This is a genomic window from Sphingomonas sp. PAMC26645, from assembly GCF_004795835.1.
Classification (GTDB): domain Bacteria; phylum Pseudomonadota; class Alphaproteobacteria; order Sphingomonadales; family Sphingomonadaceae; genus Sphingomonas.
The window spans coordinates 3,391,676-3,409,646 of the sequence record NZ_CP039249.1; the positions used below are offsets into that span (position 1 = coordinate 3,391,676).

Sequence of the window (17,971 nt, forward strand, 5' to 3'; positions counted from 1 at the left end):
GCACCTTGCAGCCGAACAGCGCGGATATCGGATCGCATGGCAATGATGAGTATCGGCGCATGACTGCGCTGGCGGGCCTGCGGGTCGTCGAGTTCGCCAGCATCGGGCCGGGCCCGCATGCGGCGATGCTGTTGTCGGATCTCGGTGCGGAGGTGCTGCGGATCGAGCGGGTCGGCGGCGGTTTTCGCAATCCCGTGCTGGACCGCGGTCGTGCGCGGCTTGCGCTCGACATCCGCACGCCGGAGGGTCGAGACCGGACGCTTGCGATCACGGACCGCGCCGACGTCGTGATCGAGGGGCTGCGACCGGGCGTAATGGAGCGGCTCGGCCTCGGCCCGGACGTGATGCTCAAGCGCAACCCGCGGCTTGTCTATGGGCGAATGACCGGGTGGGGACAGACCGGACCGCTCGCGCAGGTTGCGGGCCACGATCTCAATTACATCGCACTCAGCGGCGCACTCGCGGCGATCGGCGCGCCGGGAACGCCGCCGCCGCCGCCGCTCAACCTGATCGGCGATTTCGGCGGCGGGTCGCTGTATCTCGTTACCGGTATCCTCGCGGCGCTACTCGAACGCGCGCGATCAGGGCTTGGGCAAGTCGTCGATGCGGCGATCGTCGACGGGGTTTCGTCGATGATGGCGCTATTCGCGGGAATGGTCCCGGCCGGCGTCATGTCGATGGACCGCGACCGCAACCTGCTCGGTGGCGCGGCGCCGTGCTACCGGTGTTACACCTGCGCTGATGGGCGATACGTCTCGGTCGGCGCGATCGAGCCGAAATTCTATGCCGAGCTGCTCGATCGGCTGGGGCTCCCCGCCGATCTCGCGGCGGACCAGATGGTCGTCGAGCGCTGGCCCGAAACCGCGCGACGCTTCGCCGCAGTGTTCGTGACCCGGTCGAGGCACGACTGGTGCGATGCGCTGGAGGGCACCGACACCTGCTTTGCACCCGTGCTGGAACTCGACGAGGTGCCGACGCACCGTCACATGGCGGATCGCGGTGTCGTCGTCGACGGCATCTGGCAGGCGACCCCTGCCCCGCGCCTGTCTCGCACGCCGGGCCGGATCGCCCCCACGTCCGATGGCACGGCGCTGCTGACGGAATGGGGCGTCGGCTAGCACGCCCCGATCACGCGCGCCCGACCTGCCGCAACAGATGCTCCGCGCGCGACAGATACGGTCGGTCGAGCATGCCACCCTTGTAGCCGATCGTGCCGACGCCGGGGTTCGCCGCGAACAGATCGACGATCGCCTGCGCCTCGGCGATCTCCGCCTCGGTCGGCGTGAAGGCGGCGTTGATCACGTCGACCTGCGCCGGGTGGATCGCAAGCATCCCGCGGTAACCGTCACGCCGGACCTGCTCGGCGCGCGTCTTCAGCGTGTCGAGATCGCGGAAGTCCCCCTGGATCGTCTCGATCGCGGTGACCCCCGCCGCCGCAGCACCCAGCAGGCACATCGACCGCGCCAGTTCATAGGTGAAGCGGTAGCTGCCATCCGGATTGCAGTTCGCGCTCGCGCCGATCGAATCCGCCAGATCCTCCGCGCCCCAGGTCAGCGCGACCACCCGAGGCGCGCCCTTATAGTCTCCCGTGTGGAACATCGCTTCCGCCGTCTCGGTGATCAGCACGATCACCGGGGTCGACCCGATCGCGATGCCGTTCGCCGCCTCGAACGCCGACAGGTAATGATCGAGCCGCTCAACGTCCTGCCGCCCAGCCACCTTGGGCAGCATGATTCCGCCCGGACGCGCTGGCATGATCGCGGCGAGATCGGTCAGCGTATACGGTCCGTCGAGCGGATTGACCCGCACCCACATCCGCGCGCGGTGCGCGACATGCGCGGTCAGCACGTCGTGGACGGTCTGGCGCGCGAGCGGCTTGTTCTCGGTCGTCACCGCGTCTTCGAGATCGAACAGAACGATGTCGGCGCTGCCCTCGACCGCCTTGGTCATCTTGCGCTCGCTGTCGCCCGGCGCGAACAACCAGGAGCGCATTTTCAACGAAGCAACGGACATGGCGGCATGGTCCCAGACGGATCGAAACAGGTGCGTTGCGTACGGCGTCGATCGCTGGCGGGCAACTGCGGCGCAGGGTTCGCCGCGAAATCGTGCATGGTGCGCAGTGCCGTCATTGGCGGCATGAGATAGCGAAGCGTTCCCCGACCGAAGAATGCATTGATTGCCGACACCGCCCTGCGCCGGGCAAACGGCGCCGCGGAGACACATCATGGCGAAGACACTCACCCATCTGGAACGGCTCGAGGCGGAGGCGATCCACATCCTGCGCGAAGTCGTCGCCGAGGCCGACAAGCCGGTGATGCTGTATTCGGTCGGCAAGGATTCGGCAGTGATGCTGCACCTCGCGCGCAAGGCTTTTTACCCCTCGCCCCCGCCCTTCCCGCTGCTGCATGTCGATACGACCTGGAAATTCCAGGAGATGTACAAGTTGCGCGACCGGATGGCGGCGGAAGGCGGCATGGAACTGCTCGTCTACCAGAACCCGGAAGCCGCCGGGCGCGGGATCAATCCGTTCGATCACGGTGCACTCCACACCGACATGTGGAAGACCGAGGGGCTGAAGCAGGCGCTCAACCTCCACGGGTTCGACGCGGCGTTCGGTGGCGCGCGGCGCGACGAGGAAAAATCGCGCGCGAAGGAACGCATCATCTCGTTCCGTACCGCAACGCATGGCTGGGATCCGAAGAACCAGCGCCCCGAATTGTGGAACCTCTACAACGCCCGCAAATCGAAGGGCGAGAGCATCCGGGTGTTCCCGATCTCGAACTGGACCGAGCTCGACGTCTGGCAATATATCCAACTCAACGACGTGCCGATCGTGCCGCTCTATTACGCGGGCGTTCGCCCCACGGTCGAGCGCGACGGCATGCTCCTGATGGTCGACGACGACCGCTTCCGCCTCGAACCCGGTGAGGTGCCCGTCGATCGATCGATCCGTTTCCGTACGCTCGGCTGCTATCCGCTGACGGGTGCCGTCGAGAGTACGGCCTCGACGCTGTCCGAGATCATCCAGGAGACGCTGTTGACCACGACCAGCGAGCGCCAGGGCCGCGCGATCGACAAGGATTCCGGCGGCGCGGGCATGGAGAAGAAGAAGCAGGAGGGGTATTTCTGATGAGCGACATCGCAATCCAGGAATCGGCCTATCAGACCGAGGCGCTGATCGCCGAGGATATCGACGCGTATCTCGATCAGCATCGCAACAAGACGATGCTGCGCTTCATCACCTGCGGTTCGGTCGATGACGGCAAGTCGACGCTGATCGGCCGGCTGCTCTATGATTCCAAGATGATCTTCGAGGATCAGCTTGCCGCCCTTGAGGCGGACAGCAAGCGGGTCGGCACGCAAGGTGGCGAAATCGACTTCGCGCTGCTCGTCGACGGGCTCGCCGCCGAGCGCGAACAGGGCATCACGATCGACGTCGCCTATCGCTTTTTCTCGACCGAAAAGCGCAAGTTCATCGTCGCCGACACCCCCGGCCACGAGCAATATACCCGCAACATGGTGACCGGCGCCTCGACCGCCGACCTCGCCGTGATCCTGGTCGACGCGCGCAAGGGCGTGCTGACGCAGACCAAGCGCCACAGCTATCTGGCCCACCTGATCGGCATCCGGAACCTCGTGCTCGCGGTCAACAAGATGGACCTGATCGGCTACGACCAGGCGCGCTACGACGAGATCGTCGCGGACTATGCGGCGTTCGCAAAGAGCATCGGCATTACCGCGTTCACGCCGATGCCGATCTCGGGCTTCAAGGGCGACAACATCTCCCTCAGGTCCGAAACCATGCCCTGGTATTCCGGTCCGACGTTGATGGAGCATCTCGAAGCCGTCGACGTCGATGTCGACGACGACCAGGCCAAGCCGTTCCGCATGAGCGTGCAGTGGGTCAACCGCCCCAACCTCGATTTCCGGGGTTTCTCGGGCCAGATCGCGGCCGGTACGGTCAAGCCGGGCGACGCGATCCGTGTGCTGCCCGGCGGCAAAACCTCGACGATCAGCCGGATCACGACGCTCGACGGCGACCTCGACGAGGCGGTCGCGGGGCAGTCGGTCACGCTATCGTTCACCGACGAGATCGACTGCTCGCGCGGCAACGTCATCGCGGCGTCGGACGCGCCGCCCGAAACCGCCGACCAGTTCGAGACGACGATCGTCTGGATGGACGACGAACCGCTGATCGTCGGCCGCTCCTATTGGTTGAAACTCGGCACGCAGATGGTGTCGGCGACGGTGCGCGAGCCGAAATATCAGGTCAACGTCAACACGATGGAACGGCTTGCGACGAAGACGCTGGAGCTGAACGCGATCGGCGTCGCGGAAATCACGACGGACCGCGCGATCGTGTTCGAGGCCTATGCGCAGGAGGGAGCGGCGCCGAACAAGGTGCTCGGCGGGTTCATCCTGATCGACAAGATCACCAATGCGACCGTCGCGGCGGGGATGGTCCATTTCAGCCTGCGTCGCTCGCAGAACGTCCATTGGCAGGCGACCGACATCGGCCGCGAGGCGCATGCCGGGCTGAAGAACCAGAAACAGGCGGTGCTGTGGTTCACCGGGTTGTCGGGTGCGGGCAAGTCGACGATCGCCAACGAGGTCGAGAAGCAACTCAACCTAATGAACCGGCACACCTTCCTGCTCGACGGCGACAACATCCGCCACGGGCTGAACAAGGATCTGGGCTTCACCGAGGCGGACCGGATCGAGAATATCCGGCGCGTCGGCGAGGTCGCCAAGCTGATGGCGGACGCCGGGCTGATCGTGCTCACCGCGTTCATCTCGCCGTTCCGTGCCGAGCGCGACATGGTGCGCGCGATGCTGCCGGCGGACGAGTTCATCGAGATCTTCGTCGACACGCCGCTCGATGTGGCGGAAGGTCGCGACGTGAAGGGTCTCTACAAGAAAGCACGGGCAGGCGATTTGAAGAACTTTACCGGGGTCGACAGCCCTTACGAGGCGCCGCTGAACGCGGAGATCCGAGTCAACACGGTCGAGATGACACCGGCCGAAGCCGCCGCGTTCATCGTCCGCCAGATCATGCCGCTCAAGTGAGCCCCATGACCAACACCGTCATCGAAAGCGACGTCCGTCTCGCCGAACGCCTCGCCACCGAGGCAGGCGAGATATTGCTCGCGTTGCAGAAAAGCAGCGGGCTGACGGGCAAGGACCTTGGCAAGGCGGGCGACGAGCAGGCCAATACCTTCCTCATGCGGATGCTGCGCACGGCGCGGCCCGACGACGCGATCCTGTCCGAGGAAGAGAAGGATACGGGCGATCGGTGTTCGGTGCGCCGCGCGTGGATCGTCGATCCGCTCGACGGCACGCGCGAATATGGCGAAGGGCGGACCGACTGGGCGGTGCACGTCGCGCTTGCAATCGAGGGTGTGGCCGTCGTGGGCGCTGTGGCGCTGCCCGGGCTCGGGATGACGCTTACCTCGGGTGCGCCGAAGCCGCTGGAACCCGCGGGCAACCCGCTTCGCATGCTGGTCAGCCGCAGCCGGCCTGCACGCGAAGCGATGGCGGTCGCCGAGACGTTGGGGGCGACGCTCGTGCCGATGGGCTCGGCAGGCGCGAAGGCAATGGCAGTGGTCCGCGGCCAGGCGGACATCTATCTCCACACCGGCGGGCAATATGAGTGGGACAATTGCGCACCGATCGCGGTCGCACAGGCAGCCGGGCTGCATGTCAGCCGCGTCGATGGGTCACCGCTCGTCTATAATTGCGCCGATCCGTATCTGCCCGACCTGCTGATCTGTCGGATGGAGCTGGCGGGGCAAGTGCTCGACCTGGTGAAGGCGTTGCCGCCCGCCTGAACGGCGGACGATATCAGCCGTCGCAGGCCACCAGCTCGACGAACTCGAAGTCATAGCGCTGCCACCCACGTTGCGCCGCGGCCTCGGCAAGTGCGTTGCGCTTCTTCTTCGCCTCGACGAGCAACTTGGTGTGGCCCCAGAAGATTTCGGTCTTGCCGTTGGCCAGCACCGCGACGATCCGCCAATAATGCGTGAACGGCGTCGCGGTCGGGCCGATCGTCTTCACATACCCGTCGGGCAGCGTCGCGGTGAGGTAGCGTTTCTTGGCCATGACGCTGCGTTAGCCGTCCGCGCGATCGGACGGAAATGCTTAGTCGAGTGCAGCGTCCATGCCGATCCGGTCGAGCGTGGCGATCGCGTCGGCAGGCAACACGATGTCCCCCGCCGCCAAATTCTCGTGCAGATGACCGACCGACGACGTGCCGGGGATCAGCAGGATGTTCGGCGAACGCTGCAACAGCCACGCGAGCGCGACCTGCATCGGCGTCGCGTCCAGGTCCCGCGCGACGTCCGACAGCGCGGTCGACTGCAACGGCGAGAACCCACCGAGCGGGAAGAACGGGACATACGCGATCCCCGCCTCCGCCAGATCGTCGATCAGCGCGTCGTCGTCACGGTGCGCGAGATTATACTGGTTCTGCACGCAGGCGATCGTCGCCATCGCGCGCCCTTCCGCGACCTGCGTCGGCGTGACGTTGCTGAGCCCGATATGACGGACCAACCCCTGCCGCTGGAGATCGACGAGCGTCGCGAGCGGCTCGGCGATCGAGCCCTCGGCGGGTCCATGCGCATCGAACATCGCGCGCAGATTGACGATATCGAGCGTCTCCAACCCCAGGTTGCGGAGATTATCGTGCACCGCGCTGGTCAGGTCCGCCGCCGAGAAAGCAGGATCCCATGAGCCTTCAGGTCCCCGCCGCGCACCGATCTTCGTGACGATCATGAGGTCGTCTGGATATGGGTGCAGTGCCTCGCGGATCAGGCGATTGGTGACGTGGGGGCCGTAGAAGTCGCTCGTGTCGATATGGTCCACGCCGGCCGCGACCGCCGCACGCAAGACCGCAATCGCCGCGTCGTGATCCTTGGGCGGCCCGAACACGCCGGGGCCGGCGAGCTGCATGGCACCGTAGCCGAGACGGTTGACGGTGCGGCCTGCGAGCGGGGCGGTAATGGTAATGTCGTGCGTGGTCATGATCCGGTCCTTTCGAAGTGTGACCTTCATATGGACCGCGTTGGCTGTTACGATAACGCGGCAGTATCGGCACGGGCTGTACGGGAGCACGCACAATGGCAGTGGATGCAGGCGATCTCTCCGCGTTCGTGACCGTCGCGCGGGCGGGCGGCTTTAGGGATGGCGCACGGATCAGCGGCGGCAGTGCGTCGGGGCTGAGCGAAGCGGTTCGCCGACTGGAGGCGCGGCTCGGCGTACGGTTGCTCAACCGGACGACGCGGAGCGTGGCGCCGACCGAGGCCGGTGCGCGCCTGCTCGACCGGCTCGGGCCTGCGCTTGCCGAAGTCGAGGCGGCGCTGGATGTCGTCAACGGCTATCGCGATTTGCCCGCGGGACCGTTGCGGCTGAACGTGCCGGTCAGCGCCGCGCGGCTGGTCCTGCCCGCGATCGTACCGGCGTTCCTCGCCGCCTACCCCGATATCCGGTTGGAGGTGATCGCCGAGGACAGCTTCGTCGACATGCTCGCGGCGGGGTGCGATGCCGGCATCCGCTACGACGAACGGCTCGAACTGGACATGATCGCGGTGCCGATCGGCCCGCGCGAGCAACGCTTTGCGACGGCGGCGTCCCCCGACTATCTCGCGCGTCGCGGCACGCCAGTGCATCCCCGCGACCTGCTCGACCACGCGTGTATCCGCGGCCAGTTCTCAAGCGGCTCGATGATGCCCTGGGAGTTCGAGCGCGACGGCGAGATCGTCAAGGTCGAGCCCGGCGGACCGCTGATCGTCCGCGTCGGCGCGGCCACCGATCTCGCAGTCGATGCAGCGCTGGCGGGAACCGGCATCATCCATTTGTTCGAGGATTGGCTGAAGCCGCATCTCGACAGCGGTGCGCTAGTGCCGGCGCTGGAACCGTGGTGGCAGCGCTTCTCGGGTCCGTTCCTCTATTATTCGGGACGGCGCTATCTGCCGGCGCCACTGCGCGCGTTCATCGATTTCGTTGCAGCCAGGCGCTCCGAGAAATGACTCACGTCGGACCGTCCGCGGAAATATCTCGAACACACTTACGCGGCAGGACCGGCGGATGATCCCACGTCCCGTGCCCGACCTTGCGAAACCCGTGCTGCTGGTGGTCGATGACGACCACATGATCCGCACGCTGCTGGCGGAGAGTCTCGGCATGCATGGCTATCAGATCGAGACCGCGACGAATGCGCAGGAGATGGACGGTGTGCTGGCACGGTGTGCGGTGTCGCTGATCCTGCTCGACGTGATGATGCCCGGTGAGGACGGCCTGTCGGTGTGCCGTCGGCTGGCGCGGACGGGTGCGCCGCCGGTGGTGATGCTGAGCGCGCTGGGCGATGAGCCCGACCGGATCCTGGGGCTGGAGATCGGTGCGAGCCATTATCTGTCCAAACCGTGCAGCCCGCGCGAGATTTTGGCGACGGTGCGCGCCGCTTTGCGGGCACGCGAGATGCACGATGCAGGCGACAGCCGGGCGTTCGGGTTCCTCGGCTGGCGCGTCGATTTCGCGGCGCACGAGCTGTTCGATCCCGACGGCACGCTGATCGACCTGACCGACGGCGAGTTCGCAGTGTTGCGCGCGTTCGTCGAGCGACCACGGCGGGTGCTGGCGCGCGATGCGTTGCTGGAGGCGGCGCGAGGGCCGGACACCGACGCGTTCGATCGCGCGATCGACGTGCAGGTCAGCCGCTTGCGCCGCAAGCTGCGCTCGCACGACGACGAGATCATCCGGACGATCCGCAACGAGGGCTATTTCTTCGTTCCCCGCGTGGTGCGCCTGTGATGCTCGACCCAACGGCCAGAGTCGCCAGGATCGACCAGCCGATCCGGCGCACCCCTCAGCGGTCATGGCCGATGTTCCTGCGCATCTTCGTGCTGGGGCTGACGACCGTGCTGCTGGTCCAAATCCTGAACTTCGCGATCGTGTTGCTGATGCCGCCACCGCGGCCGCAGATCTTCACGGCCAACCGCGTCGCTGCGGTCGCGCGGACAGGGCGCGATCCGACCGGGCAGCTCAAGGTCGAGATTGCCACCGGCCCACCCCACCTGACCGACAATCCGCGCGACGCTAGGCTCGCCGAATCGATCGCCGCCGATCTGGGACTGGCGCGAACCAAGGTGACCGTCGAGACCGAGCGGTCGGCGATGCCGCTGTTCGCGGGCGCACTCCGGCCGCCGCTGCCGCTCGGCATGGGCCGTTCGGGGCATCTGCCGCAATCGTTCGACAATGCGCTGTTCGGCCCGTTCGTCGTGTCGATCGAAACGCCGAACGGGCGTTGGCGCGTGATCCGGCCGACGCACACCACGATCGGCCCCTGGCGGATGCGGATCGTGCTGTGGTTCCTGGTTGCGATGGTGGTCGCCGCGGCGGTGGCGTGGGTGATGGCACGGCGTGTGGTAAAGCCGATCGCGCTGTTCGCCGCCGCCGCCGAGCGTCTCGGACGGGATCCGCGCGCCGAACCGCTGCCGATCGTCGGCCCTCCCGAGATCGCTGAGGCGGCGACCGCGTTCAACCTGATGCAGGAGCGGTTGAACCGCTATGTCGAGGATCGGACGACCCTAATCGCCGCGGTTGCGCATGATCTGCGGACGCCGTTGATGCGGTTGTCGCTGCGGCTGGAAAAGGCGCCTGAGGATATCCGTGCGGCAAGCGAGGGCGACATCCAGGAGATGAGCGAGCGGATCGGTTCGGCGATGGCATTCGTCCGCGACATGACCCGGCACGTCCGCCGCCAGCGGCTCGATCTCCGGTCGCTGGCCGAAAGCGTCGCGGATGACTTTGCCGATCGCGGCGATGCGGTGGCGTTGCATCCGGGCGACCCGCTCGCGCTGGAGGGCGATGCGCCGTCGTTGAAGGCGCTGATCGCGAACCTGGTCGGCAACGCGGTCAAATATGCCGGCCATGCCGAAGTGGAGGTGCGCCGCGAAGGTGGCGTGGCGATCGTCGAGGTGTGCGACTCTGGACCGGGCATGGCGCCAGCGGATCTTGCCCGCGCGTTCGAGCCGTTCTTCCGTGCCGAGCAATCGCGCAACCGCGATACCGGCGGCAGCGGGCTTGGTCTGGCCAGCGTCCGCGCGGTGGCGCGCGCGCACGGCGGCGATGCGACGATCGAGAACCGCCCCGGCGTCGGGTTGCTCGCGCGGGTGACGTTGCCGATCTGAACTGGGCCACGGTCAGCCGAAACATCGCGGCAACGATCGCCGTGTCAGACGAATATCACGGCATCTCGGGAGATTGCATGCGTATCCTTTACTTCGGCCTCGTCGCCGCACTGGCCGGATGTGCCACGCAGACCCCGCGACCGCATGGCGGACATGGTCCGGCGCATGGCCGCGGCCAGTTGTTCATCAGCCCGATGGGCGAACCCTTTCGCGCGTCGCTGAAGCCGGGCGCGGCGCAGGATCTGTGGTTCGCGGGCGCAGATACCGATGGCGACGGGCGGATCACGCGGGCCGAATTCCAGCATGATGCCGCGCGTTTCTTCGCCGTGCTCGATCGCGGCAAGGACGGCGAGATCGATCCCGATGACATCGCTTACTACGAAAACGTCCTGGTCCCCGAGATCCGCGTGGCGTCTGGCGGACGTGGGCCAAGGTCCGAGGGTGGCGAGCGAGGCCGTGGCGGACGCGGACGCGGCGGTGGCGGTCGAGGCAGTGGCGGGTCCGGTGGCCAGGGCATGCAGTTCGGCAATGGCGACAGCAAGAAGAGCACCGCCACCGCCCATGAACGCATCGGCGCCGCGCGCTACGGCTTCTTCGACTTGCCGGAGCCGGTGATCGCCGCCGATGCGAACCTCAACCGCGGTATCGACGCGAGCGAGTTTGCCAAGGCTGCGGCAACGCGATTCGCCGCGCTCGACCGTAACCATGACGGCGCGCTGACCCACGGCGAACTCCCACGCGCGGGCGGCGAGACGTGGCGGAACGGCTCGGACGAACCGACCGCCCCGCCCCCGGAACGTCGCGACCCCTGACGCTAAGGGCGGCGGTCGAATCAGCCGAGCATGCCCGACACAATCCAGCGACGACTGACCGCGGACTTGACGATCGCCGCACCGCAACACCGGCAGGCGGAGCGCTGGATCGGCTCGCCCTTTACGTCGCGGTGCCGGGATCGCGGCATGTGGCGGCCGATCGCACAATTGCCGGGTCGTGATGGTTGAGCCTGCATACCGCGTCCTTCGTGCACCGGTCGTCGAATGATCGAGCCGGCGGTGTGACAGGCGAAGTTTTCCGCGGTGTTTCGGCAGCCGCGCGTGACGGGGAATTCATGTAGCCAAGGCGGTGGTTTCGGCGTTCAGTGCGAAGTACCCCCCGCGGTGTCCTGGCGTCCGTTCCGGCGCGACGGCGGCGCGTCACTTGGAGCCGACCATGGCCGATGCCGAACTCGTCGCCTTTTCCAATATCCAGTTGCGACCCGACCCTTCGCGGACCGTCATCCGGCCGTTCAACATCGAATATCCCGGCGCGTTCAAGGTCGATGGCCACCCCCGCGCAGCCCGCGTGATCGGTCGCGTGCTGTCGCTTTCGCCAGACGAACTTCGCGCCGAGCGTCGCCGCGTCATGGAGTCGCTCGACGAGCGCCACCGCGATGTCGACGAGCTTCTCCTGCACCGGTTCGGCGAGATCATGGCGGTGCTGAAGGACCCGCGCGAAATCGACACCGACCAGAAACTGCTGATTGGCGCGTATCTCAGCGGCGAATATTCGTTCGAGGCGGCGGCGCTGTTCAACCCGAGCATGGTGCTCGATCCCGACCAAGCCAACGCCCCCGAAGGCGGCCTGCGCTTCATCTTGTCGCTACGCGGGATCGGCGAAGGCCATGTCTCGTCGGTCACGTTCCGCACCGGGAGCTGGTCGCCCGACGACGGTTTCTCGGTCGATCCCGCGAGCCAGACCGCAGTGCCACCGCGGGTCACACCGACCGATCAGGGCGCAACCGATGGCGGTCCCACCCGACTGGAATGCGGTGGCAGTCGCGAATTGTCGGAGACAGTGATCTTTCCGATCCTGCCGAGCCAGCATCAGGGGATCGAGGACCTTCGCCTCGTCCGGTTCGAGGACGCCGGCAAGGTGCAGTATCTTGGCACCTATACCGCGTTCAGCGGCTCTGCAGCGCGCTGCGAACTGCTGCGCGGTGAGGATTTCAAGACGTTCGAGATGCAACCGATGCGCGGCGCCGTATCGGCGACCAAAGGCATGGCGTTGTTCCCGCGCAAGATCGACGGCCAATATGCGATGCTCGGACGGCAGGATAACGAGAACATCTGGTACCTGACGTCGGACGACCTGCTGACCTGGGACGGCGGCACGAAAATCGTCGAGCCGAAATGGCCGTGGGAGTTCATCCAGATGGGCAATTGCGGATCGCCGATCGAGATCGACGAAGGCTGGCTGGTGCTGACCTACGGCGTGGGGAGCGTGCGCAATTACTGTATCGGTGCGTGCCTGCTCGACAAGGCCGACCCGACCAAATTGCTCGCGAGGATGACCGATCCGCTGATCGTGCCGAGCCCGGCCGAACGCGACGGTTATGTGCCGAACGTCGTGTATAGCTGCGGCGGAATTGTCCACGATCGCACGCTGTTGCTGCCGTTCGGGGTGGCAGACAACTTCGCCTCGTTCGCGACGGTGGATGTCGGGCGGCTACTTGCGGCGATGGCGTGACGCGTGCCGATCGGCAGTCGGCACTAGCATGTTTCCCCGCGAAGGCGGGGATCCAGCCTGGGCTCCCGCCTTCGCGGGAGAACAATCTTACGTTGCGTTCGGCGTACTGGCCCGTTCGACGATCAGCCCCGCCCCCGCAAAATCTTCCGCCGCAACCGCATCGATCTGCCGCTCGATACCGCGCGTGAGCCCCGCCGGCACAGTCACCGCGAAGCCGTGTGCGATGAGTCCATCGACGGCCCAACGGACGCAGTAGTCCGCGGCGACGCCGATCACCGCGACATCGGTGACGCCCCTCGCCGCCAAGTCCGCGAAAAACGCCCCGCGCTCTATAGTCGGCCGCTCGGCATCCCGCGCATCCTCGATTGCAAGCCCTGGCTCGGCCCACATGTCGAACACGCCCTTCTCGATCCGCCACGCTGGGATCGCCGGGTCGACCAGCGCGACGTCGAGCATGTTGCCCCACCCTCGCGTCCCTCGCACGCAGTGGATTGGAAACATCTGCGCCTCGGGCGACGCGGCGTAGGTCTCGACGAAATGCGTGTCGAACGTGAACAGGACGCCGGCAACCTCGTCAGACGTGAGAGCCGACAGCCACGCCTGCATCGGCGCGACCAGTGCGTCGGCCCCCACCACGCTCAGCGCGCCCTCGCCCGCCATGAAATCCCACTGCGTATCCACCACGACCACGAACCGCGCCATCGCCTGTCTCCTTTGCCCGCTGCTTGACACAAACGCGTCTTCTCGGACACCCGGCCCCTACGCAACGCAGGAGCCCACGCGCATGGCCGTGACCGATATCGCCACCCGGACGTACAATCACAATTTCCGGCTCGATCCGATCGTCCGCAGCCTGCTCGATACCGATTTCTACAAGCTGCTGATGTTGCAGATGATTCGGCAGGCCTATCCCGACGTCAACGCCACCTTCGCGCTCATCAACCGGACCAAGACCGTGCGGCTCGCCGAGATCGTCGACGAGGACGAGTTGCGCGCGCAACTGGATCATGCGCGGACGCTGCGGTTCGCGAAAAAGGAGCTGATCTGGCTCGCGGGCAACAGCTTCTACGGCAAGCAGAAGATGTTCGGGCCCGAGTTCCTCGCGTGGCTCGCCGAGTTTCAATTGCCCGCCTACGATCTGCGCAAGGTCGACGGGCAGTATGAACTGCATTTCGAAGGGCCCTGGAGCCACACGACGATGTGGGAAATTCCCGCACTGACGATCATCAACGAACTGAAGTCGCGCGCGGCCCTGCGTGATCGCGGCCGGTTCGCGCTCGACATCGTCTACGCGCGCGCCAAGGCCAAATTGTGGGAGAAGGTTGAGCGGTTGCGCGAACTGCCCGACCTCGTGCTGTCGGACTTCGGCACGCGGCGGCGGCACGGGTTCCTGTGGCAGCGCTGGTGCGTCGAGGCGCTGAAGGAGGGGCTCGGCGATCGATTCATCGGTACGTCGAACGTGCTGCTGGCGATGGACGCCGACCTGGAGGCGATCGGCACGAACGCGCACGAACTGCCGATGGTGACCGCCGCGCTGGCGAACAGTGACGCCGACCTCGCCGAAGCGCCATACCGCGTGCTCGAGCATTGGCGGCAACATTATAACGGCAATCTGCTGATCGCCCTCCCCGACGCGTTCGGGACGACCGCGTTCCTGCGCAACGCGCCGCACTGGCTGGCGGAATGGACCGGCTTCCGTCCCGACAGCGCGCCGCCGATCGCGGGCGGCGAGCAGATCATCCGCTGGTGGGAGGAGCAGGGCGTCGATCCGAAGACCAAGCTGCTGATCTTCTCCGACGGGATGGACATCGACACGATCGAGCAGACGTATCGCCATTTTCACGGCCGCGTACGGATGAGCTTTGGCTGGGGGACCAACCTGACCAACGACTTCCGCGGTTGCGATCCCGACGGCGCGGCCGCGCTCGAGCCGATCTCGCTGGTCTGCAAGGTGATTGCCGCAAATGGCCGCCCGGCGGTAAAACTGTCCGACAATCCGGCGAAGGCTACCGGCGAACCCACGGAGATCGCACGGTATCTGCGCGTATTCGGTGAAGCGGATCGTGCCGCGGCGCCCGTCCTGGTCTGATCACAGGCGTGTCCTGCGCGCAACACGCAGGACACTTTTAGCAACAAAGTTGTCGCATTTCGCAATCTTCCCTTGCTTCGTTACGCCCCTGAGCCATCATTCGCATACATAAGATAAGAGAGCGGATGTTTGCTGGGGTGCGGACAAGGGGAAAAATGTTGAAGCGTGGGTTCAAGACGTTCACGGGCGCGAGCAAATATGCCGGCGCCAGCGGGTTGGCATTGGTGGCGATGCTCGCAGCGATGCCGGCCTTCGCACAAGCGGTGACGACACCGGCCGCAGAGGGCGTGCAGGCCGCCGATCCATCCGTAGACCAGGCTGGCGGAGATGAGATCGTCGTGACCGGATCGCGCATCCGCCGCAGTCCGCTCGACCAGCCCTCGCCCGTCGTCACGGTCGATGCACAGTCGATCCAGCGCACCGGGCTTTCGTCGGTCGCCGACGTTCTCCAGCGGCTGCCAAGCGCGGCCGGCGGGCTCAATTCGAAGGTCAACAATTCGGGTAACATCGGCAATCCGCCCGACGGTGGCGGCGTTGGCGCAGGGTCGGCCGAGATCGACCTGCGTTATCTGACGGCCAAGCGGACGCTTGTGCTGGTCGACGGGCTTCGCTTCGTCAACGGCGCATCGGCGAGCGGCATTCCCTCGACGGTCGATCTCAACACGATCCAGGTCGGCTCGATCGAGCGGATCGAAATCCTCCAGTCGGGCCAGTCGCCGCTCTACGGATCGGACGCGCTGGCCGGCGTCGTCAACGTCATCACCAAATTGAAGCAGAAGGGCCTCAAGGCGTCCGCGCAGTTCGGCACGTTCCGCCAGGGCGACGGCCATACGCAGGACTATAACGTCAGCTACGGCATCCAGGCGCCGCGGACGAGCGTGGTGTTCGGCGGCAGCTACGTGAAGCAGGAGGCGGTCAGCACGCGCGATCGAAAGATTTCGCAGTTCCCCAATCCCGGCCAGCGCGCCTGCGAGGAGCCGATCGGTGGCTGTTCGGGCGCTACCCCCAACGGATTCTTCCAGGTCGGTGGCCGGAACCTGACGTTGAAGTCGGCGCCAATTCTCGGGCGGCCACGCTACGACGCCGCCAATCCGACCGGCCCGAACAGCGATTTCAAGGAGTTCACGCCCGCGGATCGTTTCAACTTCTCGCCGTTCAACTATTTCCTGACCCCGTCCGAGCGCTACGGCTTCTTCGTCAGCGCCAAGCAGGAACTCACCGACAACGTGAACCTGCGCGTGAAGATGAACTATACGCGGCGCAATTCGCAAAACCAGGCGGCGTTCCTGCCGCTCGTGATCGGGCCGGACGCTGGCAATGGCAATCTGCTCGACACGATCTCGGTCGATGCGACCAACCCCTTTAATCCGTTCGGCTACACGCTGTCGGCGGGCGGCGCAGGCAATGGTCCGGCGAACTACTCGACGGTACGTCGTCGCCTCGTCGAGGCTGGACAGCGCACCTATTCGCAGACCGTCGACACGATGTCGGCGACTGCGACGCTCGACGGTTCGTTCAACGTCGGCAGCCATAAGTTCTACTGGGACGTCAACGCGGTCCTCGGCTTCAACGATGCCAAGCAGCTGTTCACGGGCAACATCAACGCGGCCAATCTCGCCCAGGCACTTGGGCCGGTCGCGAACTGCACCGGGGCATGCGTGCCGTTCAACATCTTCGGCGGTGCAGGCTCGGTCACGCCGGCGATGCTCGGTTACATCGCGTTCGACGAGCGTGCGCGCAGTTCGCAGAGCCTGGAGGACTATACCGCCAATATCTCGGGCGACCTGTTCGACCTTCCCGCCGGCGCCGTTGGTCTCGCCGCGGGCTATGAGCACCGCGTCCAATATGGCAGCTTCACGCCAGATCCGCTGATCACCGCAGGGCTCGGCGCGGACATCCCGGCGCAACCGGCACGTGGACACTTTAACTCGGACGAAGTCTATGCCGAGTTGCGCGTACCGCTGATCCACAACACGCCGCTCATCCAGTCGCTCGAGATTGGCGGCGCAGTGCGGCATTCGAACTATTCGATCAGCGGCAGCAACACGACCTATACCGGCAGTGGCCTGTGGAAGCCGTTCAGCGACCTGCTGTTGCGAGCGTCCTATGCACAGGGCTTCCGCGCACCGAGCATCGGCGAACTGTTCGGCGCGGCATCGCGGTCCGACGCCGCGATCGACGATCCCTGCACCAACGTCGCCGGATCGCCGTTCCAGTCGTCCGCGACCGTGCGCGCCAATTGCATCGCCAACGGCGTGCCCGCGAACGGCAGCTATCAGGAGCCGAATGGCGGACAGCTGAGCGTACTGACCGGCGGCAATGAAGCGTTGAAGCCCGAGACGTCGCGAACATGGCTGTTCGGCGCGGTGTATGCGCCAAGCTGGGCACGGACTAGCGGGATCGCCAGCCAGCTGAGCATCGAAGGCAACTACTACGATATCAAGGTCGACGACGCGATCGCGGCGACCGACGCGACGCTGACGCTCAGCCGCTGTTCGCAGGCGGCGGACGCCCTCAGCTGCGCGGCGATCTCCCGCACGCCCAACGGGATCATCTCGCGGATCAACGCGCAGTTGCAGAACATCGGCGGCATCCGCACCCGCGGCGTCGACGTGACCGCGGTCTATCGCTCGCCGCAGACCTCGGCCGGGACGTTCGGGCTATCGCTCAACGGCAACATCCTGCTGAAATACGCGGAGAGCTTCCCGGCGACGGTCGGCTTCACCACCACCAACTACCAGGGTACGACGCGTGGGTCGCCCGAGCAGTCCTATCCGAAGTTCAAGGGCAATGCGGTCGTCGATTGGGACATCGGCATGGTCCGCGCCTCGTTCACCGGCCGCTACATCAAGAGCGTGAAGGAAGCGGACGGCAAGATACTCGACAATACCTTCTACGGCGACGTGCAGGTTACGCTGTCGCCGGGTTGGCTGGAGAACCGGCTGGGGCTGACGATCGGCGTGAACAACGTGTTCAACCAGGACCCGCCGGCCTGCTACAGCTGCACCGGACCGAACTACGACCCGAGCACCTATGACGTGCCAGGGCAGTTCGGGTATATCCGACTGTCGTGGGGGCTCTGATCTGAGCGGAGACCGGTCCGGTAATTGTGAGTGGAGAGGCTAATCGATCCTCCCCCGCCAGGGGGAGGTGGCACGGAGCGACGGAGGGGGAGGATACGGAACAGCGGTTT

16 protein-coding genes are annotated in these 17,971 nt (G+C 65.8%); 12 read left to right on the forward strand and 4 right to left on the reverse strand.

Annotated elements, in window-relative coordinates; all coding sequences use genetic code 11:
• The first annotated feature begins 59 nt into the window (after positions 1-59).
• Positions 60-1,118, forward strand: coding sequence for a CaiB/BaiF CoA-transferase family protein (locus tag E5673_RS15600; protein WP_136190716.1), 1,059 nt, complete (start codon positions 60-62; stop codon positions 1,116-1,118).
• 10 nt (positions 1,119-1,128) lie between these two features.
• Here the strand turns inward: E5673_RS15600 and E5673_RS15605 are convergent, their stop codons facing one another.
• Complete coding sequence (locus E5673_RS15605; protein WP_247599696.1) at positions 1,129-1,992, reverse strand: CoA ester lyase; 864 nt, start codon at positions 1,990-1,992, stop codon at positions 1,129-1,131.
• A 232-nt stretch (positions 1,993-2,224) separates the two neighbouring features.
• Between E5673_RS15605 and cysD the strand changes: the two genes are divergently transcribed.
• The 3 genes from cysD to E5673_RS15620 are packed head-to-tail and all read left to right on the forward strand — an operon-like array spanning position 2,225 to position 5,828.
• Positions 2,225-3,130: a sulfate adenylyltransferase subunit CysD gene (gene cysD, locus E5673_RS15610; protein ID WP_136190718.1), complete on the forward strand. Its 906-nt coding sequence runs from the start codon at positions 2,225-2,227 to the stop codon at positions 3,128-3,130.
• Positions 3,130-5,067 carry a sulfate adenylyltransferase subunit CysN gene (gene cysN, locus E5673_RS15615; protein ID WP_136190719.1) on the forward strand — a complete coding sequence of 646 codons (1,938 nt, stop codon included), beginning with the start codon at positions 3,130-3,132 and terminating at the stop codon, positions 5,065-5,067. The genes cysD and cysN overlap by 1 nt, the downstream gene beginning before the upstream one ends.
• Positions 5,068-5,072: 5 nt before the next feature.
• Positions 5,073-5,828: a 3'(2'),5'-bisphosphate nucleotidase CysQ gene (locus tag E5673_RS15620; protein ID WP_136190720.1), complete on the forward strand. Its 756-nt coding sequence runs from the start codon at positions 5,073-5,075 to the stop codon at positions 5,826-5,828.
• Positions 5,829-5,841: 13 nt separating this feature from the next.
• Here E5673_RS15620 and E5673_RS15625 read toward each other — a convergent pair whose 3' ends face one another.
• Together E5673_RS15625 and E5673_RS15630 are read right to left on the reverse strand one after the other, a co-directional pair.
• On the reverse strand, positions 5,842-6,099 hold the full coding sequence (locus E5673_RS15625) for a hypothetical protein (protein ID WP_136190721.1): 258 nt from the start codon (positions 6,097-6,099) through the stop codon (positions 5,842-5,844).
• A gap of 39 nt (positions 6,100-6,138) precedes the next feature.
• A complete protein-coding gene (locus E5673_RS15630; RefSeq protein ID WP_136190722.1) occupies positions 6,139-7,020 on the reverse strand; it encodes an aldo/keto reductase family oxidoreductase in 882 nt (293 codons plus the stop codon).
• A 95-nt stretch (positions 7,021-7,115) separates the two neighbouring features.
• Here E5673_RS15630 and E5673_RS15635 point away from each other — a divergent pair, with 95 nt between their 5' ends.
• The 6 genes from E5673_RS15635 to E5673_RS15655 all read left to right on the forward strand — a co-directional run bounded on the left by E5673_RS15635 (position 7,116) and on the right by E5673_RS15655 (position 12,689).
• Positions 7,116-8,024, forward strand: coding sequence for a LysR family transcriptional regulator (locus E5673_RS15635; protein WP_136190723.1), 909 nt, complete (start codon positions 7,116-7,118; stop codon positions 8,022-8,024).
• Positions 8,025-8,082: 58 nt separating this feature from the next.
• Entirely contained in the window at positions 8,083-8,805 is a 723-nt protein-coding gene (locus tag E5673_RS15640) for a response regulator (protein WP_136190724.1), read from the forward strand.
• Entirely contained in the window at positions 8,805-10,184 is a 1,380-nt protein-coding gene (locus tag E5673_RS15645; RefSeq protein WP_136190725.1) for a HAMP domain-containing sensor histidine kinase, read from the forward strand. The genes E5673_RS15640 and E5673_RS15645 overlap by 1 nt, the downstream gene beginning before the upstream one ends.
• Positions 10,185-10,261: 77 nt before the next feature.
• Complete coding sequence (locus tag E5673_RS15650) at positions 10,262-10,996, forward strand: EF-hand domain-containing protein (protein ID WP_136190726.1); 735 nt, start codon at positions 10,262-10,264, stop codon at positions 10,994-10,996.
• A 30-nt stretch (positions 10,997-11,026) separates the two neighbouring features.
• The gene (locus tag E5673_RS19735) at positions 11,027-11,185 is read left to right on the forward strand and encodes a hypothetical protein (RefSeq protein ID WP_168711650.1); all 159 of its coding nucleotides are present in this window, start codon (positions 11,027-11,029) and stop codon (positions 11,183-11,185) included.
• A 208-nt stretch (positions 11,186-11,393) separates the two neighbouring features.
• On the forward strand, positions 11,394-12,689 hold the full coding sequence (locus tag E5673_RS15655; protein ID WP_136190727.1) for a glycoside hydrolase family 130 protein: 1,296 nt from the start codon (positions 11,394-11,396) through the stop codon (positions 12,687-12,689).
• A gap of 87 nt (positions 12,690-12,776) precedes the next feature.
• Here E5673_RS15655 and E5673_RS15660 read toward each other — a convergent pair whose 3' ends face one another.
• Complete coding sequence (locus E5673_RS15660) at positions 12,777-13,391, reverse strand: isochorismatase family protein (protein WP_136190728.1); 615 nt, start codon at positions 13,389-13,391, stop codon at positions 12,777-12,779.
• Positions 13,392-13,473: 82 nt separating this feature from the next.
• On the opposite strand from E5673_RS15660, the gene pncB reads away from it, so the two are divergent.
• Both pncB and E5673_RS15670 read left to right on the forward strand, forming a co-directional pair.
• Entirely contained in the window at positions 13,474-14,778 is a 1,305-nt protein-coding gene (pncB, locus tag E5673_RS15665) for a nicotinate phosphoribosyltransferase (RefSeq protein WP_136190729.1), read from the forward strand.
• 155 nt (positions 14,779-14,933) lie between these two features.
• Positions 14,934-17,861, forward strand: coding sequence for a TonB-dependent receptor (locus E5673_RS15670; RefSeq protein ID WP_136190730.1), 2,928 nt, complete (start codon positions 14,934-14,936; stop codon positions 17,859-17,861).
• Positions 17,862-17,971 lie beyond the last annotated feature (110 nt).